The organism is Dyella sp. RRB7, assembly GCF_022761115.1.
Taxonomy (GTDB): Bacteria; Pseudomonadota; Gammaproteobacteria; order Xanthomonadales; family Rhodanobacteraceae; genus Dyella.
The window spans coordinates 1,305,388-1,327,711 of the sequence record NZ_JAKWJS010000001.1 but is presented as its reverse complement, the minus strand read 5'-3'; the positions used below and the strand labels follow the sequence as shown (position 1 = coordinate 1,327,711).

At 64.9% G+C, this 22,324-nt stretch carries 17 protein-coding genes; 7 read left to right on the top strand and 10 right to left on the bottom strand.

Annotated elements, in window-relative coordinates; genetic code table 11:
• Window positions 1–10 precede the first annotated feature (10 nt).
• The gene (locus MJ606_RS05970) at window positions 11–937 is read left to right on the top strand and encodes a patatin-like phospholipase family protein (protein ID WP_243048472.1); all 927 of its coding nucleotides are present in this window, start codon (window positions 11–13) and stop codon (window positions 935–937) included.
• A gap of 75 nt (window positions 938–1,012) precedes the next feature.
• Window positions 1,013–3,043 (top strand): S9 family peptidase, encoded by a 2,031-nt coding sequence (locus MJ606_RS05965; protein ID WP_243048471.1) that lies wholly within the window; start codon window positions 1,013–1,015, stop codon window positions 3,041–3,043.
• Between the two features lie 42 nt (window positions 3,044–3,085).
• Here MJ606_RS05965 and MJ606_RS05960 read toward each other — a convergent pair whose 3' ends face one another.
• Together MJ606_RS05960 and MJ606_RS05955 are read right to left on the bottom strand one after the other, a co-directional pair.
• Window positions 3,086–4,177, bottom strand: a complete 1,092-nt coding sequence (locus tag MJ606_RS05960; RefSeq protein ID WP_243048470.1) for a PA0069 family radical SAM protein — start codon at window positions 4,175–4,177, stop codon at window positions 3,086–3,088.
• Between the two features lie 29 nt (window positions 4,178–4,206).
• Window positions 4,207–6,438: a hypothetical protein gene (locus tag MJ606_RS05955; RefSeq protein ID WP_243048469.1), complete on the bottom strand. Its 2,232-nt coding sequence runs from the start codon at window positions 6,436–6,438 to the stop codon at window positions 4,207–4,209.
• A 164-nt stretch (window positions 6,439–6,602) separates the two neighbouring features.
• Between MJ606_RS05955 and MJ606_RS05950 the strand changes: the two genes are divergently transcribed.
• Window positions 6,603–6,863 (top strand): GlsB/YeaQ/YmgE family stress response membrane protein, encoded by a 261-nt coding sequence (locus MJ606_RS05950; RefSeq protein ID WP_343214797.1) that lies wholly within the window; start codon window positions 6,603–6,605, stop codon window positions 6,861–6,863.
• Window positions 6,864–6,927: 64 nt separating this feature from the next.
• On the opposite strand, the gene MJ606_RS05945 is transcribed toward MJ606_RS05950, so the two are convergent.
• Together MJ606_RS05945 and MJ606_RS05940 are read right to left on the bottom strand one after the other, a co-directional pair.
• A complete protein-coding gene (locus MJ606_RS05945; RefSeq protein ID WP_243048467.1) occupies window positions 6,928–8,586 on the bottom strand; it encodes an MFS transporter in 1,659 nt (552 codons plus the stop codon).
• A 181-nt stretch (window positions 8,587–8,767) separates the two neighbouring features.
• Complete coding sequence (locus MJ606_RS05940) at window positions 8,768–10,282, bottom strand: OprO/OprP family phosphate-selective porin (protein WP_243048466.1); 1,515 nt, start codon at window positions 10,280–10,282, stop codon at window positions 8,768–8,770.
• A gap of 217 nt (window positions 10,283–10,499) precedes the next feature.
• On the opposite strand from MJ606_RS05940, the gene acs reads away from it, so the two are divergent.
• Complete coding sequence (gene acs, locus MJ606_RS05935) at window positions 10,500–12,440, top strand: acetate--CoA ligase (RefSeq protein ID WP_243048465.1); 1,941 nt, start codon at window positions 10,500–10,502, stop codon at window positions 12,438–12,440.
• 80 nt (window positions 12,441–12,520) lie between these two features.
• A complete protein-coding gene (locus tag MJ606_RS05930) occupies window positions 12,521–13,195 on the top strand; it encodes a response regulator transcription factor (RefSeq protein WP_243048464.1) in 675 nt (224 codons plus the stop codon).
• Window positions 13,196–13,241: 46 nt separating this feature from the next.
• On the opposite strand, the gene MJ606_RS05925 is transcribed toward MJ606_RS05930, so the two are convergent.
• Complete coding sequence (locus MJ606_RS05925) at window positions 13,242–16,709, bottom strand: PAS domain-containing hybrid sensor histidine kinase/response regulator (protein ID WP_243048463.1); 3,468 nt, start codon at window positions 16,707–16,709, stop codon at window positions 13,242–13,244.
• A gap of 151 nt (window positions 16,710–16,860) precedes the next feature.
• Here MJ606_RS05925 and MJ606_RS05920 point away from each other — a divergent pair, with 151 nt between their 5' ends.
• Window positions 16,861–17,439: a 4'-phosphopantetheinyl transferase superfamily protein gene (locus MJ606_RS05920; protein ID WP_343214795.1), complete on the top strand. Its 579-nt coding sequence runs from the start codon at window positions 16,861–16,863 to the stop codon at window positions 17,437–17,439.
• Window positions 17,440–17,511: 72 nt separating this feature from the next.
• Window positions 17,512–18,255, top strand: coding sequence for a pyridoxine 5'-phosphate synthase (locus tag MJ606_RS05915; protein ID WP_243048461.1), 744 nt, complete (start codon window positions 17,512–17,514; stop codon window positions 18,253–18,255).
• A gap of 146 nt (window positions 18,256–18,401) precedes the next feature.
• On the opposite strand, the gene MJ606_RS05910 is transcribed toward MJ606_RS05915, so the two are convergent.
• The 5 genes from MJ606_RS05910 to MJ606_RS05890 form a co-directional block, all read right to left on the bottom strand.
• Complete coding sequence (locus tag MJ606_RS05910) at window positions 18,402–18,818, bottom strand: biopolymer transporter ExbD (protein WP_243048460.1); 417 nt, start codon at window positions 18,816–18,818, stop codon at window positions 18,402–18,404.
• Window positions 18,819–18,823: 5 nt separating this feature from the next.
• Window positions 18,824–19,237 (bottom strand): biopolymer transporter ExbD, encoded by a 414-nt coding sequence (locus MJ606_RS05905; RefSeq protein ID WP_243048459.1) that lies wholly within the window; start codon window positions 19,235–19,237, stop codon window positions 18,824–18,826.
• Window positions 19,238–19,248: 11 nt separating this feature from the next.
• Entirely contained in the window at window positions 19,249–19,995 is a 747-nt protein-coding gene (locus MJ606_RS05900; RefSeq protein WP_243048458.1) for a MotA/TolQ/ExbB proton channel family protein, read from the bottom strand.
• Between the two features lie 50 nt (window positions 19,996–20,045).
• Complete coding sequence (locus MJ606_RS05895; protein ID WP_243048457.1) at window positions 20,046–20,705, bottom strand: energy transducer TonB; 660 nt, start codon at window positions 20,703–20,705, stop codon at window positions 20,046–20,048.
• 202 nt (window positions 20,706–20,907) lie between these two features.
• Window positions 20,908–22,197 (bottom strand): tetratricopeptide repeat protein, encoded by a 1,290-nt coding sequence (locus MJ606_RS05890; RefSeq protein WP_243048456.1) that lies wholly within the window; start codon window positions 22,195–22,197, stop codon window positions 20,908–20,910.
• Window positions 22,198–22,324: the final 127 nt, after the last annotated feature.

Below are 22,324 nucleotides of genomic sequence, written 5' to 3'. Positions count from 1 at the left end.
TGTCGCCGACATGTCCACCACCCGCCGCTTTCGCTCCGTGCTGCCCCTGCTCGCCAGCCTGGCGCTGTGCGCCTGCTTCGGCCATACCAAGCCCACGCCGCCACCGGCGCCGCTGGTGCCGCCGCCGGTGGCGAAGCTGCGCATCGGGCTGGCGCTGGGTGGCGGCGCGGCCAAGGGCTTTGCGCATATCGGCGTGATCAAGATGCTGGAGGCCAACGGCATCCATCCGGACGTGGTGGCCGGCACCAGCGCCGGCAGTGTGGTGGGCTCGCTGTATGCCAGCGGCATGGATCCGTTCCAGCTGCAGGAGACGGCCTTCTCGCTGGATGAGAGCAGCATCCGCGACGTGCGGCTGTTCGCCGGTGGCGTGGTACAGGGGCAGAAGCTGCAGGACTACGTGAACCAGCAGGTCAAGAACCGGCCGCTGGACAAGCTGGGCATCCCCTTCGCCGCCGTCGCCACCCAGCTGGAAACCGGCCAGCGCACGGTGTTCGTGCGCGGCAACACCGGCCAGGCGGTGCGTGCGTCCAGCAGCGTGCCGGGTGTGTTCGAACCGGTGGAGATCAGCGGCAAGCACTATGTGGACGGCGGCGTGGTGAGCCCGGTGCCGGTGGACGCGGCGCGCCAGCTGGGCGCCGACGTGGTGATCGCGGTGGACATCTCCAGCAAGGCCAGCGGCACCAATCCAGTGGGCATGATCAACATCGTCGGCCAGTCGATCAGCATCATGGGACAGAAGCTGGGCGAACAGGAGCTGGCACGGGCCGATATCGTGATCCGCCCCAGGGTCAGCCAGATCGGCTCAGCCGATTTCGAGCAGAAGAACCAGGCCATTCTGGAAGGCGAGCGCGCCACCCAGGCAGCGATGCCGGCGATCAAGGCGAAGCTCGCGGCGGTGCAGGCGGCGCGGCAATCATCGGCGATCGCCGCGCACTGACCGTACGAACGGGCGCTGACATGGGCTGGTGGGCCTGCTAGGTTGCGATGTTTCCATCGCTAGAAACCACCCGCCATGCCCCGATCCGCTCGCCTGCTGCTGCCCTGGCTTGTTGCAGCATTCGCTCCCGCTGCCATGGCCGGTTCGGCCAACGTCGATCCACGCATCGAACAACTGCTCACCGAGCTGGGCAAGGTGCGCCAGATCGATGCCGTGCAACTGTCGCCCGATGGCAACCGGCTGGCCTGGGTGGTGCGCACCGGGGGCCGGGACAGCATCGAGGTGGCCCAGGCCGACGGCAGCGGGGCGCATCGCATCGGCACCGACAAGCCCGGCAGCTGTAGCCAGGGCGATATCGCCTGGGCACCGGATTCGCGCCACCTGGCCTTTCTCTCCGATTGCGCCAGCGGCGGCAAGCAGAAGGAGTTGTTCCTCGCCGACACCCAGGCCAACGCCGTGCCCAAGCGCCTGGCCGCGCTCACCGGCGTGGCCGATGACCTGAGCTGGTCGCCGGACGGCAAGGCGCTGGGCTTCCTCTACGTGCCCAACGGCACGCGTCGCGCCAGCGCCTTGTATGCGGCCAAGCCAGCCGCGGGCGAGATCGGCGTCGATGGGCTGGAAGTGCAGCGTGTGGCGACGGTGGACGCGGACGGCGGCAACCTGCGCCTGCTCACGTCGGCCGACACCTATGCCTACGAATTCGCCTGGTCACCCGATGGCCAGCGCATCGCCTATGTCGGAGCGCCGCCGCCGGGCGACAACAACTGGTGGGTAGCCAAGCTGTATGTGCAGGACGCCAAGGTTGATGCGAAGGCGGCGATGCTGCTCGATCCGTCCACCAGCAAAGGCTCGCTGCACGGCCTGCAGATCGCATTGCCGCGCTGGTCGCCGGATGGCCAGCGCATCGCCTTTATCGGCGGCCTGATGAGCGACCAGGGTTCCACCGGCGGCGACATCTACGCGGTGCCGTCCTGTGGCGGCGAAGCGGTGAATCTCACCCCAGGCATCCAGGTGACGCCCGCCTGGTTCGCCTGGACCGGCGCGCAACAATGGCTGGTCGCACAGGTCAGCAACGGCCAGAGCCAGGTGGCGGAATACGCCGTGACACGTGACCAGGCCAAGCAAGCGGTCACGCTGTTCACCCTGCCCGCCAGCATCGGCGACGGCAGCGCGGAAATGGCGCTTTCGTTGTCGGCCGACCAGCGCAAGGTCGCCTTCGTGCAAAGCTCCTACACCGACGCGCCGGAAGTGCATGCCGGCGAATTCGGCATGACGCCGCCACCGGCGGTGACCCACATCAACGCTGCGCTCAAGCCCGGCTGGGGCAAGGCCGAGTCGGTGGAATGGGACAACGAAGGCCGCCACGTGCAGGGCTGGCTGCTGTATCCGGCCAACTACGATGCGAAGAAAACCTACCCGATGATCGTCACCGTGCACGGCGGTCCCTCGGCGGCGGTGATCCCGCGCTGGCCGAGCGTGGGCTTCGGCGGCGCGCCGTTCTCCTCGCTGGGCTATTTCGTCTTCATGCCCAACCCGCGCGGCAGCTTCGGCCAGGGCGAGGCCTATGTGCAGGCCAACCGCAAGGACTTCGGCCACGGCGACCTGCGCGACATCCTCGCCGGCATCGACACCATCGAGAAGAAGCTGCCGGTGGACGACCAGCGCCTGGGACTCACCGGCTGGAGCTACGGCGGCTTCATGAGCATGTTCATCCCCACCCAGACCCAGCGTTTCCGCGCCGTGGTGGCGGGCGCCGGCATCGCCAACTGGCAGAGCTACTACGGCCAGAACCTGATCGACCAGTGGATGATCCCGTTCTTCGGCGCCTCGGTATACGACAACCCGGCGGTGTATGCGAAGAGCTCGGCGATCAACTTCATCAAGCAGGTGAAGACCCCAACGCTGATCGTGGTAGGCGATCGCGACGCCGAATGCCCGGCGCCGCAGTCGTTCGAATACTGGCATGCGCTGCGCGCGCAAGGCGTGCCCACCGCGCTGGTGGTGTATCCGAACGAAGGCCACCACTTCGTCGACCCCGATCACCAGCGCGACGTGCTGCAGCGTGCGCTGACGTGGTTCGAGAAGTATCTGCCGGCGTCGAAGTGAACGCTTGCTCCCTCTCCCCAAAGCGAGAGGGAGCATCTGTCGTTAGAACAACTGCCCCTGCGGCGACGGCTTGCGCGGCGGTACGAACTTCGTTGTATCCAGCCACAACTCCCGCGCACGGCCAAAGCCGTGCTTGCGGCAGGCCACGTCGAAGCGGCGGCGGATCAACTCCGCAAACACGCCTTGCCCGCGCATGCGCGTGGCGAAGTTGCTGTCGTAGTCGCGGCCACCATTCATCTGCTGCACCAGGCTCATGACGTGCGCGGCGCGTTGCGGTGCATGCAGCGCCAGCCATTCGCGGAACAGCGCTTTCAATTCGTACGGCAATCGCAACGTGGTGTAGCCCGCGCAACGGGCACCGGCCTCGGCTGCTTGTTCCAGCACCGCTTCCATATCGCCATCGTTGAGGGCGGGAATGATCGGCGCCACCAATACGCCTACCGGTACGCCGGCGTCGGCCAGCGTGCGGATCGCCTTGATGCGCCGGTGCGGTGCGCTGGCGCGCGGTTCCAGCTTGGCCGCGAGATGGTTGTCCAGTGAGTTCACCGACACGAAGACCTGCACCAGTTTTTCGCGCGCCATCGGCGCGAGAATGTCCAGGTCACGCTCCACCATCGCGTTCTTGGTGACGATGGTGCACGGGTGATGGCATTCGGCCAGCACCTCCAATGCAGCCCGCGTCAGTTTCCAGCGACGCTCGATCGGCTGGTAGGGATCGGTGTTGCTGCCGATGTTGATCGGACTGACCGTGTAACCCGGCCGCGCCAGTTCCAGCCGCAGCACCTCGGCCAGGTTGCTCTTCGCGCGCAACTTGGTCTCGAAGTCGAGGCCCGGCGAGAGATTGAGATAGCTGTGCGACGGCCGCGCGAAACAATAGATGCAGCCATGTTCGCACCCGCGATAAGGGTTGAGCGCCTGGCTGAAATGGATGTCCGGCGAGTCGTTGCGCGTGATGACGCTGCGTGCGCGTTCCTCGGTGACCTCGGTGCGCGGCCGGGGAGCGGCCTCGTCCAGCAACAGGCTTTGCCAGCCGTCGTCCTCCGCATGGTGGCGGATCGATTCGAAGCGCCCCTCGGGGTTGGAGGCGGCGCCGCGACCCTTGAATGCTTGCGATGGGAAGGAGGTGTCGGCCATGCATCCAGTGTGCGCCCGGCACGTCTCAGTCAACGCGACACCTGGGCGCCGGGCGCCAGCTGTTGCTGCAACGCCTTGGCCATCGCCGCCAATGGGTATTCCTGCGTGACCTGGCGATCGAGTTCGGTGAATACCGAGCTGGAAATGGTCCAGCCCAGCGGGATGGGGTAGTTGCCGGGACACAGGCGGAAATGCCAGAGCATGTCGCCTTGCGCAGGATCGGCATCATTGGGCTTGAGTGCGTGCAGCAGTTGCACGCGCGCGTAATCGCCGCGCGCATTGCGTGTATTGAGCAAGGCGTCGAACGGCGCGGTCGCCTCGCCGCGAACGCTGTCAGGCTTGGCGCTGGGTGCCGGCGGACACAGCGCGGAATAGAACGGCCACGGATGAGCGGCATCGTGGTTATCGACGAAGTCGCTGATCTGCGGATCGTTGCTGACATGGATGACGATGAAGCGCAGCGTCTGCTTGCGCTGCGTCGCCTTGGTGCGCAGCAGACGCATCACTTCCAGCAGGGTGGTGGTACCGGAGTTTTCGAAGTAGCCGCCATCGACCAGTTGCAGGCGCCTGGGCGCTGGCGGGTTCCTGGCGCCGGTTTCCAGCGTGCCGGCCGGGCTGATGTAGGTGAACCGCGCGCTATTGAGCACCACCTCACTCAACGGTACGCGCGGGTCGAGCCAGCTGGAGCCGTCGAAGGCGGCCGTCCACACTTCGCGCTGTGGCGTGCCGATGGGCCGGAACGGGTGCTGCACGAAGCGCCGGCCCTCGGCCACGGTGGTGCTGTTGAAGAATAGCGCCGGCAGCGCGGTGGATACCGTTCCATCCGCCTGCCGGTAAAGCGCGCTGAACGGTTGCTCGAAAGCGGTGACGCCTTGCGTGCGCGCGGCCGATTCCCAGGCGCGGGTCAACGCGCGGGCGCGATCGTTCAACCATGCACCCGGCAACCAGCGCTGGGTGAAGTCGACAAAGAAGGCATTGGCAAGCGTGGGCGCGAGAAAATCGTGGCCAAGCACGTCCTGCGCGCGCTGCTCCTGCGTCCATCCCGGTGCGGGCGCCGGCTGCTGCAGCAGGCTCACATAGGTGGCCAAACCCAGGCTGCCCCCCGACACGCCGCTTGCGGCAAACAGGTAGCGCGCCACCAATGGCTCGCCCGGCGAGGGCGCGGATGCATCCACCAGCGCGGTCAAGCGACTGAGCACCAGCGCGGTCCACGCCGCGGCACGGATGCCGCCGCCTTCGCTGGAAACCAGGATCACCGGGCAGATCGCACGGCCCGCGCAGCGATCATCCAGCCATGCATTCGCATAGTCGTCGAAGGCCGGGCGCGTATCGGCGGGCGGCGTCGCCGGATGCTGGTGCGTGCTCATCGTCGGGTACTGGCGCACCTTGTGGTTGTCGTTGAGATGCAAGCCATGCAGGGAGGCGCTGAGCAGCAGCATCGCACTGAGCAGCGGCACGCCACGACGGTCGCCGATCATGCAGATCAGGCTGCCACTGAGGCACAGGAAGGCTTCGGCAATCAGCAGGATGGCCAGCGGGCCGATGCCATCCAGCGCCTCGGGTCGCAGTGCGATCAACACGGTGGCGACAATATTGAGCACCACCACCACCGCGTAGATGACGCATGGCACCGTGCCGAGGTCGCGCACGCGCCACACGCGTTTCTCGGCCGACGGGGAACTGCGTGGTGGCGAGCGCAGGCGATAACGCGGCGATACCATTCCCCACAGGCGGCGGCGCGTGATGAAGAACACGAGGAGCACGAGGCATTCGATCACCAGGCCCAGGGCACGCCAGCTGCGTTGCGCGCAATGAACGGTCTCGCCACATGGCCCATGCGGCAGTTTGATCAGGGCCACCCCATAGCCCAGGGCAAGCAGCAAGGGCACGAGCGCACCGAGCAGGCGCGGCACCCAATCGCGCAATGGCGCGGCGCGCTCGTCCTGCAAGGCGGGCCAGCGCGGGTAGTACAACCGATAGGCATTGCGTGCGGCATACCAGATGGCCACGCCGGCCAACGCACCGCTCGCCAGCAACGCGACGTAGCGCGCCTCGCTGGGATCGGTCCAGAGAGCGATGATGAACAGCTCGGCCGCCTGGTCCACGCCAACGAATACCACCACGGCGGCTGCCAGTACCAGCAGTGATACGCGTACCGGCTTGAGGTGATCGAGCAGCAACGCCGTCCAGCCGAGCATGTGTCGCCAGCGACGACGCAGGTGCGATCCGCGCTTGCGCATTCCTTCGGTAGTTGTCGGCATGCGGCTCCCCTCCGGCACCGTGCGTCATCAGGACACGCGCATGGTAGTGCCTTGGAGGCCTTTGCCATTCAATCACCCCGACATCACGAATGTCGCGCGACCATTCCGGCGCGGCATCGCACGATCAACGCATTCTTTCTTCCGTTCCCCTTGAGGAGAACACGATGAGCGCAACAGGCTTGCTGATATTCCTGCTCGTTGGCGCCATTGCCGGATGGCTGGCGGGGCTGATCGTACGCGGCTTCGGCTTCGGACTGATCGGCAACATCGTGGTCGGCATCATCGGCGCATTCCTGGCCGGATGGCTGTTGCCGATGCTGGGCATCAGCTTTGTGATCGTCAGTCCGCTGGTCACCCACATCGTCTATGCATTGATCGGCGCGATCATCCTGCTGGCCATTATCGGCGTGATCAAGCGCGCCTGATCCAAGGCCAAAGAAGAGGCGCGACGGGTGACCGTCGCGCCTTTCTTGTATGCGCTTGGCGCGGTCAATGACGGATATCGACGTCCTTGGTTTCGCGCAAGAACAACAGGCCGATGAAGAACGTGCCGATGGCCACGATGATCGGATACCACAGGCCATAGTAGATATCGCCCTTCCATGCCACCAGCATGAAACCGATGGTGGGCACGAAGCCGCCGAACCAGCCATTGCCGATGTGATACGGCAGGCTCATCGAGGTGTAGCGGATGCGCGTGGGGAACATCTCCACCAGCCACGCTGCGATGGGTCCATAGACCATGGTGACGTAGAACACCAGGATCGCCAGCAGCACGGTCAGCATCACGTAGTTGGACTGGGCAGGATCGGCCTTCTCCGGATAACCGGCCGTCTTCAACGCCGCAGAAATCCGCGCGCCGAACGCCTTGCTCTGATCGGCGAACGCCTTGCTGTCGAGCGCGCCGCCTTCAAACGACGAAATGCTGGTGTCGCCGATCTTCACCTCGGCCACGCTGCCAGGTTCGGCGGTGACGTTGGCGTATGGAATGCCTTTCTTGGCCAGCGCGCTCTTGGCCACATCGCACGAGCTGGTGAACTTGGTCTTGCCCACCGGATCGAACTGGAAGCTGCACGCCTTCGGGTCCGCCACCACCTTCACCGGTGACGTGGCCGCCGCCTGTTCGATGGCCGGATTGCCGAAATGGGTAAGTCCCTTGAAGATCGGGAAGTAAGTGAGCGCCGCCAGCAGGCAGCCGGCGAGCACGATGGACTTGCGACCGATGCGGTCGGACAGCCAGCCGAAGAACACGAAGAACGGCGTGCCGATGGCCAGCGCGGCGGCGATCAGCAGGTTGGCCGTGGTGCCGTCGATCTTCAGGCTCTGGGTGAGGAAGTACAACGCATAGAACTGGCCGGTGTACCACACCACCGCCTGGCCGGCCGTGGCACCGAGCAGCGCGAGAATCACCAGCTTGAGGTTCTTCCACTGGCCAAACGCTTCGGTAAGCGGCGCCTTGGACTGCTTGCCCTCGGCCTTCATCTGCTGGAACACCGGCGATTCGGCCAATTGCAGGCGGATATACACCGACACGATCAGCAGCACCGACGAGACCAGGAACGGCACGCGCCAGCCCCAGGTATCGAAGGTGGCATCGCCCAGGCCCAGTCGCGTGCCCAGGATGACCAGCAGCGACAGGAACAGGCCAAAGGTGGCGGTGATCTGGATGAAGCTGGTGAACAGGCCGCGCTTGCCCGGCGGCGCATGCTCCGCCACATAGGTGGCCGCGCCGCCGTACTCGCCGCCCAACGCCAGGCCCTGCAGCAGGCGCAGCGCAATGAGGATCACCGGCGCCGCCACGCCGATGCTGTCGTAACCGGGCAGTACGCCGACCAGGAAGGTCGACAGGCCCATGATGATGATGGTGATCAGGAACGTGTGCTTGCGACCGATCATGTCGCCCAGACGGCCAAACACGATGGCACCGAACGGCCGCACCGCAAAGCCGGCGGCGAACGCGAGCAACGCGAAGATGAACTGGCTGGTCTCGTTGAGGCCGGTGAAGAAATGCTTGCCGATCAGCGCAGCCAGCGATCCATACAGGTAGAAGTCGTACCACTCGAACACGGTACCGAGGCTGGATGCCAGGATGACTCGTCGGTGGCTGGTGTCGAGCGATCCGCGCATGTCCGCTGCGGTCGTAGCCATGATGTTGCCCTCGATGGTGAACTGCCCGGTCGGGAAGATGGATCAGGATGTCAGGGTGCAAGCCACCGGAGCGGCTCTGCCGCCCTGTGCCTCTCTCGCCGTTGCCGGGGTCGGGGATTGTCCTTGCCCTTGGTCCGGCTGATCAGGCGGCAGCGCTTTCCCGCGCTGCCGTCGCGGTGGGTCAGAAGTGATACAGACCGCTCAGGTTGACCTGGTTGCCATTGACGTTCTGGTGCGGGCCATCGGCGCCCACCTGGTAACGCAGCTTGTCGTACATCCACTCGATGCCCAGTTCGTAGGCACCGGAGGCGTACTGCAGGCTCAACGCCGCCTGGTTGTCCCTCAGCAAGGCGGTGCCGGCCGTGGGGCTGGTGGTGGTCCACTGGATCACGTCGTTCTGGTTCGGCCGGATCATCGAGTAGAACGCCCAGGCGCTCCACTTCGGCGTGAAGTTGTAGCCCGCCTGTACGTAGCCGCCCGATTCCTTGATGTTGCCGAACTGCGACATGGCGCCGAAGATCTCGCCCAACGCCTTGCCGGAATAGGCCAGGCCCTTGAACGTCCACGGCCCCGGCTTCCACTGTCCGCCGATTTCGTAGCCGATGCTGTTGAGGGTGTCCCTGATCGGATTCGGCGCGATGTTGCCCACGCCGTTGAGGTCGATCTTGGAGTAGTGCGCGACAAAGTAGGCGAGCCAGTCGCTGCCCTGCGCGTGCAGGCGTGCTTCCACTTGCGGCCTGAAGTTGGCGGCGCCGGCGTTGAGGTAATTGGTGTTGGAGGTGCCCGCTTCGTTCTGCGGGCCATTCCAGTTGCCTTCGAAGACGCCCACGTCCAGGCGCCACTTGACGCCGTCCGAACCATGGTTGAGGTCCTGCATCCAGATCGCGCCCGGATAGCGCCAGCCGATGAAGCCCACGCCGTAACCCAGCGGGAAGGCGATGTGCGAAAGCGACGTGGCGGTGTTTTCCAGCGGGAACATCAGGTCCCACATCTGGCCGACGCGGAAGGTGGTGCCGCTGTCCGGATTGACGATGTCCATATAGGCCTGGCGCAGGCGCGGTATCGGCTGCTGCTGGGAATACGCGCCGGTGCCGTTGTTGCCGCCGAAGAAGTCCATTTCGATGCGGCCGCCGCCACTCCACTGGTCATTGAACTTGGCACCGGTGAAGTCGAGCCAGAAGCGCGTGTTGCGGATGTCCACGCCACTGAGGGAGCCGGCATAGCCGTTGGCCTTGTTGGCGGCCGTGGGTGGCGCCGGTACCTCGGCATTCTGGCCGTTGCCGTAATTGGAGAACGTCTTGTCCTGCCCGAACGCCGTGGCGCTGATGAAGCCGTGCAACGCCACCGACAGACCCGGCGCCGTGGTGAACTGCGGTTTCTCGGTGGCTGCCGCCGCCACCTTGGTGGATGCCGCCTGCGCGGTGGTGTTGGCCTGGTCGGCCGTGGCCTGGGCCGCCTGGGCTGTCTGTGCGGCCTGGGTGGTGGTGGCCTTCTGCTCCTGGATCATGGCCTTCAGTTCGGCCAGCTCCTGCTCCAGCTGATTCACGCGTTTCTCAAGCTGTTGCTCGCGCGCGCTTTCCTTGGTGCTGGTGCCCTGCGTGGTGCTTTGGGCATGCACGCCCAACGGCAGGCCTAGCGCGCAGGCAATGCTAAGTGCCAGCAGGCGACTGCGTCGTGTCGTGATCGGTGATGTCATGGCGCGCCTCCCCAGGTCGATGACGGGCCGAGCATGTCGATGCTGCAGCGCGAGCGCCTATTCCCCATTGGTCGAACCTCGACCAAAGTCGAAAGTCAGCGGCAACATACCGATCACCAGCCAACCGCTAAACTCGGCCGCTACCGCACGGCAAGGTTGCCGCGGCGGTTTCCAACGCCATGAGGAGGCCGGAGCGCCCGGCCGCAGGAGCCCCACGATGACCAAGCTCTACCCCGTCAAGCCCGATTTCGCCGCCAAGGCCCGCATCCGCAAGGACGATTACCAGCGGCTCTACGCCGAATCGGTGCAGGATCCGGAGGGCTTCTGGGGCAAGGTGGGCCAGCGCCTGACGTGGACCAAGACACCGACCAAGATCAAGAACGTCTCCTTCGACCCCAACAACCTGCATATCCGCTGGTACGAGGACGGCGAACTCAACATCGCCGCCAACTGCCTGGACCGCCACCTGGCCGAGCGCGGCGACAAGACCGCCATCATCTTCGAGGGCGACGACCCCAACGAGTCGCGCCACATTACTTATAAGGAACTGCACGCCGAGGTATGCAAGTTCGCCAACACGCTCAAGCACCTTGGCGTGACCAAGGGCGACCGCGTGGCGATCTACCTGCCGATGATCCCCGAGGCCGCGGTAGCCATGCTGGCGTGCGCGCGCATCGGTGCCATCCACTCGGTGGTGTTCGGCGGCTTTTCGCCCGATTCGCTGGCCGGCCGCATCGCCGACTCCACCGCCAAGGTGGTGGTGACCGCCGACGAAGGCGTTCGCGGCGGCAAGCACATTCCGCTCAAGACCAATGTGGACGCCGCGCTGGAACGCCCCGGCACCAACAGCGTGGAAACCGTGATCGTGGTGCGCCGCACCGGCAGCGCCGTGCCCATGCAGTCGCCGCGCGACCGTTACTACCACACGCTGATGGAAGGCCAGTCGGCCGATTGCCCGCCCACGCCGGTCGAGGCGGAGCACCCGCTGTTCATCCTGTACACCTCCGGTTCCACCGGCAAGCCCAAGGGCGTGCTGCACACCTCGGGCGGCTATCTGGTGTATGCCAGCTACACGCACGAACTGGTGTTCGACCTGCGTGAAGACGACGTGTACTGGTGCACCGCCGACGTGGGCTGGGTCACCGGCCACAGCTATGTGGTGTACGGCCCGCTGGCCAACGGCGCCACCACCCTGATGTTCGACGGCGTACCCAACTACCCCGATACCAGCCGTTTCTGGAATGTGGTGGACAAGCACCAGGTCACCCTGTTCTACACCGCGCCCACCGCCATCCGCGCGCTGATGCGCGACGGCGAGGCGCCGGTGAAGAAGGCGTCGCGCGCGTCCTTGCGCGTGCTTGGCTCGGTCGGCGAACCGATCAACCCGGAAGCATGGGAGTGGTACTACCGCGTGGTGGGCGACGAGCGCTGCCCGATCGTGGACACCTGGTGGCAGACCGAAACCGGCGGCATCCTGATCACGCCGCTGCCGGGCGCCATCGACACCAAGCCCGGTTCGGCCACGCTGCCGTTCTTCGGCATCATTCCGGCCGTGGTGGATGCCGGCGGCAACGTGCTCAAGGGCACCACCGAGGGCAACCTGGTGATCACCGATTCGTGGCCGGGCCAGATGCGCACCGTCTACGGCGACCACCAGCGTTTCATCGACACCTACTTCAGCGCCTATCCGGGCAACTACTTCACCGGCGACGGCGTGCGTCGCGATGAGGACGGCTACTACTGGATCACCGGCCGCGTCGACGACGTGATCAACGTCAGCGGGCACCGCATCGGCACCGCCGAAGTGGAAAGCGCGCTGGTGTCGCATCCCAAGGTGGCCGAGGCCGCCGTGGTGGGTTGCCCGCACGAGATCAAGGGCCAGGGCATCTACGCCTATGTCACGCTGATCGCCGGCGAAACCGGCAGCGACGAACTGCGCAAGGAGTTGATTGCCTGGGTGCGCAAGGAGATCGGCCCGATCGCCACGCCTGATTACCTGCAGTGGGCGCCGGGCCTGCCCAAGACGCGCTCGGGCAAGATCATGCGCCGCATCCTGCGCAAGATCGGCGAGAACCTGCCCGACCAGCTGGGCGACATTTCCACGCTGGCCGATCCGGGCGTGGTGAAGAACCTGGTCGACGAACGCCTGATCAAGTGACCCGAACCGTAGGAGCGCACCCGGTGTGCGGACAGTCTCCATCGCGCATAGTGTGCGCTCCTGCAACAAGCTGACCTTGCATGCCTGACGTATTGATCGCCGACGATCACCCGCTGTTCCGCGACGCCCTGCAGCGCGCGGTGCTGGCCGCCTTGCCGGAGGCGCACGTGCACTGCGCCGACAGCGTGTACAGCCTGCTGAGCCTGATCGAGCACTACCCGGACGCCGAGCTGTTGCTGCTGGACCTGCACATGCCCGGTGCCCGTGGTTATTCCGCACTGGTGCATATTCGCGGCCAGTTCCCCGGCCTGCCGACCATCGTGGTGTCCGGGCATGAAGAAGCGCAGGTGGCGCGCCGCGCCGTCGCGCATGGCGCATCGGCCTATATCCCCAAGTCCACGCCGGGCGAAGACATCATCACCGCGATCCGCAAGGTGCTCGACGGCGATGTATGGATGCCGCACCAACTGGTCGGTGGCGGCCTGGAGCTGAAGCCCGACGAGGCCGCCGTGGCCGATCGCGTGGCGACGCTCACGCCGCAACAGTTTCGCGTGCTCACCATGATCGCCGAAGGCCTGCTCAACAAGCAGATTGCCTACGACCTGGGCGTCTCCGAAGCCACCGTGAAAGCCCATATGACGGCGATCATGCGCAAGCTCGGCGTGAACAACCGCACCCAGGTTGCGCTGGCCGCCAGTCATCTCGCGCTGGATCAGGAATCGATGCCGTCGATGCCGGAAGAGGAAGAGGGCTAGGCTCTATGACTCCTCCCCTCGCAAAGCGGAGGAGGAAGTAGCACCGCTAAGCCGGCGTCTTCCGCCGCAGCAACGCGCTCAACAAGGCGCGCAGCGCCGCCGGCCGAATCGGCTTGTGCAACAGCGGATAACCCAGCGCACGCGCGCGCTGCTTCAGCTCGCTGCTGCCATCGGCGGTGATCATCGCCACCGGCGGCAGCTCGCCCACCGCTGCGCGCAGCTCCTCCAGCGCCTGCAAGCCATCCATGTCCTCGGCGAGGTGGTAGTCCGCCAGGATCAGGTCGATACGGCCACGCCGCAGTTCCTGCTGCGCCTGCGCCACATCCAACGCCGTGCGGCAATCGACGCCCCAGCGCTGCAATAGCGCGCGCATGCCGTCGAGTATCGACAGGTCGTTGTCGAGGCATAGCACGGTGAGCGGCAGCAGTTCGTTCGATACCGGATGCGCGACCGTGCGTCGCCGCGCCACCGCCGTCTCGACGCGCGGTACACGGATGGCAAAGCGGCTGCCTTTGCCTTCGCGCGATTCCAGTTCTAGGTGGTGATCGAGGATGCCGGCGATGCGATCGCAGATGGACAGGCCCAGGCCCAGTCCCTTCTCGCCCCACGGCGACGGTCGATCCAGCCGCTGGAACTCGCCGAAGATGCGTGCGCGCTGCTCGGCGGCGATGCCCGGACCGGTATCCCACACCTCGATGCGCACCTCGCTGCCCATGCGCCGCGCGCCCAGCAGGACGCCGCCCTCGCGCGTGTAGCGCAGCGCATTGGAAATGAAATTCTGCAGCACGCGGCGCAGCAGTTGCGGATCGCTGCGCAAGGCCAGCGTGGTCGGTGCCACGCGCAGGCGCAGGCCGCGTTGTTCGGCGACCACGGCAAACTGCGCTTTCAACGAATCGAACACGTCGGCCAGGGCGAAGTTGCTGATGTCCGCACGATAGCTGCCGGCATCCAGGCGCGAGGTGTCGAGCAGCGCATCGAGCAGGTCTTCCGCCGCACGGAACGAGGCATCGATGCGTTCGGCCAGCTGGCCTGCTTCGCTATCGAGGCCGGGATGCTGGCGCAACGCCGAGGTGAACAGCCGCGCGGCGTTCAACGGCTGCAACAGATCGTGGCTGGCAGCGGCGAGGAAGCGTGTCTTCGAGGCATTGGCGGCCTCCGCTTCGCGACGCGCGTGGGCCGTGGCGGTGAGTGCCTCGCTCAGTTCGGCCGTGCGTTGCTCGACGCGTTGTTCGAGGTTTTCGTTCGCTTCGATCAAGGCCTGTTCGGCGTGCTTGTACGCGGTGACGTCGGTATAGGTGGTGACGTAGCCACCGCCGGGCAGCGCACGCCCGCGCATCTCGATCACGGTACCGTCAGGACGAATACGCTGGAACAGATGGGGCGAACCGGCATGCATATGGCCGATGCGCTTGGCCACATGCGCTTCCACTTCGCCGGGTCCACATTCGCCGTGTTCGGCGTTCCAGCGAATCAGGTCGGCGACCGGCACGCCGACATAAACCATACCGTCGGGATAATCGAACAACTCCAGGTAGCGGCGATTCCACGCCACCAGCCGCATGCCCGCATCAACCACGCTGATGCCTTGCGACACATTCTCCAACGTGGTGGACAGCAACTCGCGATTGAAGCGCAGTTCCTGCGAGGCCTCGTCCATCAGCGCCATCGCCTCGGCGATATCCAGCCCCGAGCCCGACAACGCTCCCATCAGGATTCGTCGCGCACTGGCCGCGCCCACGGCCGAGGCCAGCAGGCGTTCGGTGTACTGGATCAACGCACGATCCGCGGCCTCGCTCGCCTGCAGCGGCTTGCCGCGGCGTTCGGCATAGTCATCGAACGCGCGCTGGCTGGTCCGCTCGCCCACGATGCGCTCGGCGATGGTGCGCAGGTCGGCCACGGCGACGCGGCCGCGCCAGTCACCCGCGCCACGGTTGTCGATCGCATAGGGGTCGATGAACATCGCCGCGTGCAGTCGTTCTTCCAGGGTGGGGCGAAAGCGCAGCGAGACAAAGATCAGGCACGCCACGTTCAGCAGCAACGACCAGAACGTGCCATGCATCACCGGGTCCCATCCACTCAAGTGGAACAAGGCCTGCGGCTGCAGCCAGCTGAGGCCCATCGGCCCGGTATCCAGCCAGTGGGCCGAGCGCCCCATCGCCGGCAGCAGCAGCGTGTAGGCCCAGGCGGAAAAACCCACGGCCAGGCCCACCGCCACGCCCTTGCGGCTGGCGCTGCGCCAATACAGCGCCGCCACGATGCCCGGCGCGAACTGCGCCACGGCGGCAAAGGCCAATAGTCCGGTCGCCGCCAGATTGGTGGTGTCGGCCACCACCCGGTAATACACATAGGCCATCGCGGCCAGGCCGATGATGGCGACGCGACGTACCAGCAACACCAGCTGGGACAGGTCCGCGCGCTGCTCCAGCTTGAAAGCGCGCAGGCGCAGCAGCATCGGCATCACCAGGTCATTGCTGATCATGGTGGACAACGCCACGCAGGCCACGATCACCATGCCGGTCGCGGCGGAGAAGCCGCCGATAAACGCCAGCAAGGCCATGCCGCGATCACCGTAGGCCATCGGCAAGGTCAACACCCACGCGTCCTTGCTGCCCAACGGCGCCTGTGGCAGATGCAGGCCGGCGGCCACGATGGGCAGCACCGCCAGGCTGACGATCACCATGTAGATGGGGAACAGCCAACGTGCGCGGGTCAGATCACGCGGGTCCTCGCATTCCACCACGCCAATCTGGAACTGCCGCGGCAGGCAGAACATCGCGCAGAAGGCGAGCAGCGTCTGTGCGAGAAAGCCGGGCGATACGCCCTGGGAGAACTGTTGCAACGGCAACTGCGCCGTCGCCTGCAGGCCCGGGCCGCGCCACAGCGCATAGACGGCCAGCGCGATGAACACGAACAGCTTGATCAGCGATTCCACCGCGATCGCGAGCATCATGCCGTGGTGATGCTCGGTGGCATCGATGGTGCGCGTACCAAACAGTATCGCGAACGTCGCCAGCAGGATCGCGCACCACAACGCACTGTCGCCGAACTGCGCGGAACCGGGTGCGCCAAAGCCGCCCAGCACGGCGTAGGACATCGACACCGCCTTGAACTGCAACGCCAGGTAGGGCACCACGGCGATGACCGCGATGATGGCCACCAGCGCGCCCAGGCCGTGCGACTTGCCAAAGCGCGCACCGATGAAGTCGGCGATCGACGTGATATTGCGCTGCCGCGCTACCAGCACCAGACGACGCAACAACCCGAAGCCAAACACGAACAGCAGGATCGGTCCCAGGTAGATCGGCAGATACGCCAGGCCATCGCGCGCTGCCGTGCCCACCGCGCCGTAGAACGTCCACGACGAGCAGTACACCGCCAACGCCAGGCTGTACACCAGCGGTCGCAGGCGCGGCTGGCGTGGATACAGCGGCCGCCGGTCGCCGGCGTAGGCCACCACGAACAGCAGGCCCACGTAGAGCAGCGAAACCAGCAACAGCAGCCATCCGGCGATCAAGCGCGATTCTCCGTAATGAGAGCGTCCCTGCGGGAATGAGCGGCCAGGCTTGAAAGTATCGCCACGCAACCGTCACCATGGAAGGATGATGACGACGGACGGCCAGACGCCAGCGAAAGTAGCAGAGCGGCTGGGTGATGACGAGATACATGTGTGGCGGCTTGCCTACGACCATCGCCAAGGTCGCGCGCCGCTGCTGGCCATGCTGGCGGCTTATCTCGGCCTGCCGGTGGCACAGGTTCAACTGGAGGAGTCGGCGCACGGCCGGCCCATGCTGGCCGCCGCCCACCATGATGCCTTTGGCTTCAACTGGACACACAGCAGCGATCAGGCGTTGATTGCCATCGCCCGCGGCTGCTCGCCGGGCGTCGACCTGGAGCGGCTGCGCCCGCATCCCCGCGCCTTATCCATTGCCAGGCGCTATTTCAGCCCCGACGAGACAGCCGCACTGGAGGCCTTGCCCGACCAGCAGCGCGATCGCGCCTTCCTTGAACTGTGGACCGCCAAGGAAGCCGTGCTCAAGGCGCTGGGACGCGGCATTGCCTTTGGCCTGCACCGCCTGAGCATCGGCGGTCCATCCGATGCGCCCGTGCTCGGGCGCCTGGAAGGCCATGAAGCCGGGCAGTGGCAACTGCACCGTCTGTTGCTCGATCACGACCACATCGGTTCGCTGGCATGGCATGGCGAACCCCGACGCGTGCGCCTGTGGACACTTGTCGAAGCAGGCTGATCGGCGCACTGTTTGCAACCCGCCGCCTTCGCGGCGCCCACGCCAGTCCTGTCTGCGAGTACCGTCTTTCCCATGACCCTGCTCAGCGTCAACCTCAACAAGATCGCCGTGCTGCGCAATTCGCGCGGTGGCTCGGAACCCGATATCACGCGCGCCGCGCATACCTGCATCGAAGCCGGTTGTGGCGGCATTACCGTGCATCCGCGCCCTGACCAACGCCATGTGCGCCCGGATGATGTCCGCGCACTCGCTGCCGCGTTGCGCGGGCGCGTCGAATACAACATTGAGGGCAACCCGTTTGCCTCGGCGCGAGGCTCGTATCCCGGCCTCATCGCACTGGCGCGCGAGGTACGCCCCACCCAGGTCACCCTGGTACCCGATAGCGATGGCCAGATCACCTCCGATCACGGTTTCGACCTGGAGCGCAATATCGACGTGCTGCGCCCCATCGTGGCCGAACTGCGCGATATCGGCAGTCGCGTGAGCCTGTTCGTCGATGCCGGCGCCAGCGGATTCGAAGCCGCCGTGGATATCGGCGTGGAACGTATCGAGATCTACACCGGACCCTACGCGCATGCATTCGCCGAAGGGCAGGTGCAGGAAGAGCTGGACCGCTGCGCCGACACCGCACGTCGCGCCCAGCATGCGGGGTTGGCCGTCAACGCCGGCCATGATCTGAGCCAGGCCAACCTCGGCACCTTCAGGGCGGCCATTCCCGGGCTGGCCGAAGTGTCCATCGGTCACGCGCTGATCGGTGAGGCACTGTATGAAGGGCTCGCCACCACGGTGCGGAAATACCTGCAGATCCTGCGCTGATCTGGCATTTCAAATAGCCGTCTAAACGGCTGTGGCCGACTCGGCGGAAATAGCTTCGGCCACGCCGCGTTTATCACGCTCGCAAAAAAGAACCCCCACACAAGGCGGGGGTTCTAAGGGTAGTGTTACTGCAATCCCTTTCGGGATTACTGGCCTTCGGTGAAGCCGATCTTGGTCAGGCCGTAGCTCTTCGCATCGGACAGCACACGAGCGACGTGCTCGTAGGCCACAGCGTCGTCCGCGTTGATCTGCACTTCCGGCTGCTTGGCCGGATCGCCCAGACCACCGATCACCGCCAGCTGCGCCTTCAGGCCCAGCTCGTCGACCGGAGTATCGTTCCAGTACAGCGCGCCGGACTGGTCGATCTTCAGGCGAATGGGTTCCGGCGGATTTTCCGGCTGGACCACATTCGGGTTGGGCTGGGGCAGATCGATCTTCACTTTATGGGTAAGTATCGGCGCCGTGATCATGAAGATGATCAGCAGCACCAACATCACGTCGACCAGCGGCGTGACGTTGATGTCAGCCATCGGCCCGCTACCACTTCCAGAACTGAATGCCATGACTGTTACTCCTTGCCGGTCGTGATGAAACCGACATGGACCATGCCCTGATCCTTGGCGTCGCCCAGGATCTTCTTCACGATCTTGTATTCCGTGGTCTTGTCCGCACGGATCTGCAGTTCCGGCTGCGGGGCTTTCGCCGCCGCAACCGCAAACTGCGCCTTCAGCTCGGCCTCGGTGACTTCAACGTCATTGAGGTACATCGAACCATCAGGCTTCACGGCCAAGTCCATCGGCTCCACCGGCTCCGAATCCGTAACCTTCGGATTGGCAGTCGGCAGTTCCACCGTGATTCGATGGGACATCAGCGGCGCCGTGATCATGAAGATGATCAGCAGCACCAGCATCACGTCGACCAGCGGCGTGACGTTGATCTCCGACATCGGACCGCCGGCATTGCCTCCGGTGCTCATTGCCATGGGTCAGATCCTCACTTGCCTTCGACGCGAGCGCCGGTGGCGAAGAAGTCGTGCAGGTCGTGCGCGAACTCGTCGAACTGAGCGTAGGTCAGGCGATTCGAGCGGTTGAAGAAGTTGTAGGCAAGCACGGCCGGGATAGCGGTGAACAGACCGAAGGCGGTCATGATCAGAGCTTCACCCACGGGACCTGCCACCGCTTCCATCGAGGCGTTGCCCGACGCGGAGATCTTGATCAGCGCGTGGTAGATGCCCCACACGGTACCGAGAAGACCGATGAACGGAGCCGACGAACCGACCGTGGCGAGCAGGGTCAGGCCGCCTTCCAGACGCAGGCTCTCGCGAGCCACGGCCTGGCGCAGGGCGCGGTCGATGAACTCCGAACGGCTCAGCGACTCGGCGAGGCGACCACCGCCGGCCGAAGCCTGCTGGTGATGCGCGACGGCCGAAGCGGCGTCGAGGGCGATCTTGGAGAACGGTTCGCCCTTGGGCTGGGCTTCCAGTTCGCGAATCGCGTCCTGGGTGGAGCCGTTGGCCCAAAAGCCGTTGATGACCTTGTCGGCGCGACCGCGGACCATCGAGTTGCGGATGGCGTTGGCGACAATGAAGTACCACGAGGAGAAGGACATCACCACGAGCACCACAAACACGATCCAGCCAAGGAAATCGAAGTTGTGGATGAGGTGGTCAAAGCCCATCGACTTCATGGCTTCGGCGTTGGTGGTACCGCCCGTGGGGGCTGGAGGAGTCTGTTGGAACATAACGCTACCCTTGGAAAGTCAAGCGTGAACTGATTAACCGTAACCTTCGGTTACAGCTGATTGAGATTGAAGTTGATCGGAACACGGACATAACCTTCCGTCTTTTGCCCGTTCCTGATGTTCGGATTGAAGCGCCACTTGCGTGCCGTTTCAATCGCGGCCTGGTCCAGCTCGCGATAACCGCTGGACGATTCCACCTTGATGTCCTTCGGCGAACCGTCCACACCGACCAGGATCATCAGCGTTACCGTGCCCTCGTGACGCTGGCGAATCGCCTGCGGCGGATACTTGGGCTGGATACGACTGTTATAGCTGATGTCCTGGCTGGCCGTGATATCTGCAGGCGGAGCCGGGGGAGCAGGCGGAGCCGGCGGTGCTGCCGCGACGGCGTTGGTGTTCGCCTCCTCGACAGCCGGCGGCGGAGCCGGCGGCGGCGGGGTCGGCGGCGGCTTCACCTGCTGGATGATCTTCGGCGGCGGCTGCTTCGGCGGCTCCGGCGGCGGCGGCGGCGGCGGCGGCGGCGGCGGCGGCGGCTCGATAAAGTTCACCTGGACAGTGCGTTCTTTTTCTTTCTGTGCCTGCTTCGGCGGTGCCATAGGCGCCACCAGCAACAGGAACGCGAACGCATGCAGCGCGATGGCAACAGCCAGCGCCCAGGTACGCCTCCAATTAAACGGCCCTTGGCCGGTTGCTTCGTTACTTGAGGCCATCTGTCACTAATCTGGAGCTAATCAAACGAGGAGACGTGGTCACGGCACCCGGTGGCAATATCGATCCAAAGAGGGATGACATTTGCCACTGGACGAGAGCACGGAAAGATTCCAACGGTACAACAGCACATGGCATTTGTATAGCTTTCGTGAGGCATCCGAATGGACGTCCATCTGCCTCACGGCCGTCATACGGCCTGCCTTACTTGCTGGACGCCTGCGCCTTCAGCCAAGCCTTGGCTTTTGCTGAGGTTTCAGGGTCCTGTGCGGCCTTCTCCATGGCTGCGATCGTGCCCGGCTTGTCCTTCAGGCCACGGCACGCTTCGGCCAGCAACATATAAGCAGTGCCCTTGTGCTGCACGCCCTTGTCGATGCCCTGTTGAATGAGGCCCTTGGCCTCGCTGTACTTGCTCTGCTCGATCAGCAGCTGGCCGGCGCGTACGGCAGCCTCGCCGTCGCTGGCCAGCGGGATCGCCTTCTGATAAGCAGCAATCGCCTTGCTCGAATCGCCAGCCACATAGGAGGCGTCAGCGAGCAGCTTGTAGTTTTCGTAGGTGGGCGTGACCACGCCCTTGTTCATGCCGTCGGTGAGGGTAGCCACCGCCTTGCTGGCCGGGCCCTTCGGATCTTCGCTGTCCTGGCCGGTGATCAGGTACAGCTTGGCAAGGTTCACGTAGTCCTTTTCGGACTTGAACGCGCCAGCGGCCTGGGCCTTCTCCATCAGCGCGATGGCTTCCGGATACTTCTGCGCCTGCATCAGCACGGCGACGGCGTTGTTCAGGGCAGTGGTGTCGTTCGGGTTGGCGGCAAGCTGCGCCTGCGCCACCTGGGCGGCCTGGTCGGACTGACCCGATTCCGAGTAGCAGGCCAGCAGCAGCTGGTTCCAGCTGTCATTCGGCTTGTCGGTCATCGACTGCGCCTTCTTGATGGCGGCGATGGCTTCCGGGTACTTCTGCAGGCGGTAGTAGGCGTTGCCTTCCAGCGCATAGGACTCCGGGGTCTCCTTGCGGCCTTCGGCGCGCCACTTGGCGATGGTGTCCAGGGCAGGCTGGTACTGCTCGTCGGCCAGGTAGAACTGGGCAAGCATGTACTCGAGCTGGAAGTAGGTGTCGTTCGGCAGTACGCCGTTGTCCAGCGCGCGCTTGAGCAGGTCGATGGCGCCCTTCACGTCGCCGTCGTTGTAGTGCACGTTGGCCAGGCCCTGCAGGGCGAGCGCCTGGGCGTACTTGCTCTTGCTGCTGTCGGCGATGGGCTGGAGGATCTGCTCGGCCTTGGCCTTGTCCTGCGCATTGACCGCATCGAGGCCGTCGTTGATGGCCTTCTGGTCCTTCTCGCTGGTCAGGTCCAGCTTCGGTTCCTTGCGGGTGGCGTTGGGGTACAGCACTTCCTTCTTGTCTTTGGAAGAGCTGTCGCCTGCGATGACCGGGGTGCTCACCACGGCCAGGGCCAGCGCCGTACCTGCGAGCATCTTGATCAGGGCAACACGCTTCATGGCAGTCCTCGAGTGTAGGTGTTCTCGCGCCGGAGGCACGGGGGGATCGCTGAGCGTAACCTGACTAGGTGGCAGATAACAAGTCGCAGCGCCATAACAAAGATTGTTAATAATCAATAAGTTGAAC

What these genes read in the sequence shown, in the direction of transcription:
- MJ606_RS05970 (WP_243048472.1), top strand. Translation starts at nt 11, where the DNA reads ATGTCCACCACCCGCCGCTTTCGCTCCGTGCTGCCCCTGCTCGCCAGC.
- MJ606_RS05965 (WP_243048471.1), top strand. Translation starts at nt 1,013, where the DNA reads ATGCCCCGATCCGCTCGCCTGCTGCTGCCCTGGCTTGTTGCAGCATTC.
- MJ606_RS05960 (WP_243048470.1), bottom strand. Translation starts at nt 4,177, where the DNA reads ATGGCCGACACCTCCTTCCCATCGCAAGCATTCAAGGGTCGCGGCGCC.
- MJ606_RS05955 (WP_243048469.1), bottom strand. Translation starts at nt 6,438, where the DNA reads ATGCCGACAACTACCGAAGGAATGCGCAAGCGCGGATCGCACCTGCGT.
- MJ606_RS05950 (WP_343214797.1), top strand. Translation starts at nt 6,603, where the DNA reads ATGAGCGCAACAGGCTTGCTGATATTCCTGCTCGTTGGCGCCATTGCC.
- MJ606_RS05945 (WP_243048467.1), bottom strand. Translation starts at nt 8,586, where the DNA reads ATGGCTACGACCGCAGCGGACATGCGCGGATCGCTCGACACCAGCCAC.
- MJ606_RS05940 (WP_243048466.1), bottom strand. Translation starts at nt 10,282, where the DNA reads ATGACATCACCGATCACGACACGACGCAGTCGCCTGCTGGCACTTAGC.
- acs (WP_243048465.1), top strand. Translation starts at nt 10,500, where the DNA reads ATGACCAAGCTCTACCCCGTCAAGCCCGATTTCGCCGCCAAGGCCCGC.
- MJ606_RS05930 (WP_243048464.1), top strand. Translation starts at nt 12,521, where the DNA reads ATGCCTGACGTATTGATCGCCGACGATCACCCGCTGTTCCGCGACGCC.
- MJ606_RS05915 (WP_243048461.1), top strand. Translation starts at nt 17,512, where the DNA reads ATGACCCTGCTCAGCGTCAACCTCAACAAGATCGCCGTGCTGCGCAAT.
- MJ606_RS05910 (WP_243048460.1), bottom strand. Translation starts at nt 18,818, where the DNA reads ATGGCATTCAGTTCTGGAAGTGGTAGCGGGCCGATGGCTGACATCAAC.
- MJ606_RS05905 (WP_243048459.1), bottom strand. Translation starts at nt 19,237, where the DNA reads ATGGCAATGAGCACCGGAGGCAATGCCGGCGGTCCGATGTCGGAGATC.
- MJ606_RS05900 (WP_243048458.1), bottom strand. Translation starts at nt 19,995, where the DNA reads ATGTTCCAACAGACTCCTCCAGCCCCCACGGGCGGTACCACCAACGCC.
- MJ606_RS05895 (WP_243048457.1), bottom strand. Translation starts at nt 20,705, where the DNA reads ATGGCCTCAAGTAACGAAGCAACCGGCCAAGGGCCGTTTAATTGGAGG.
- MJ606_RS05890 (WP_243048456.1), bottom strand. Translation starts at nt 22,197, where the DNA reads ATGAAGCGTGTTGCCCTGATCAAGATGCTCGCAGGTACGGCGCTGGCC.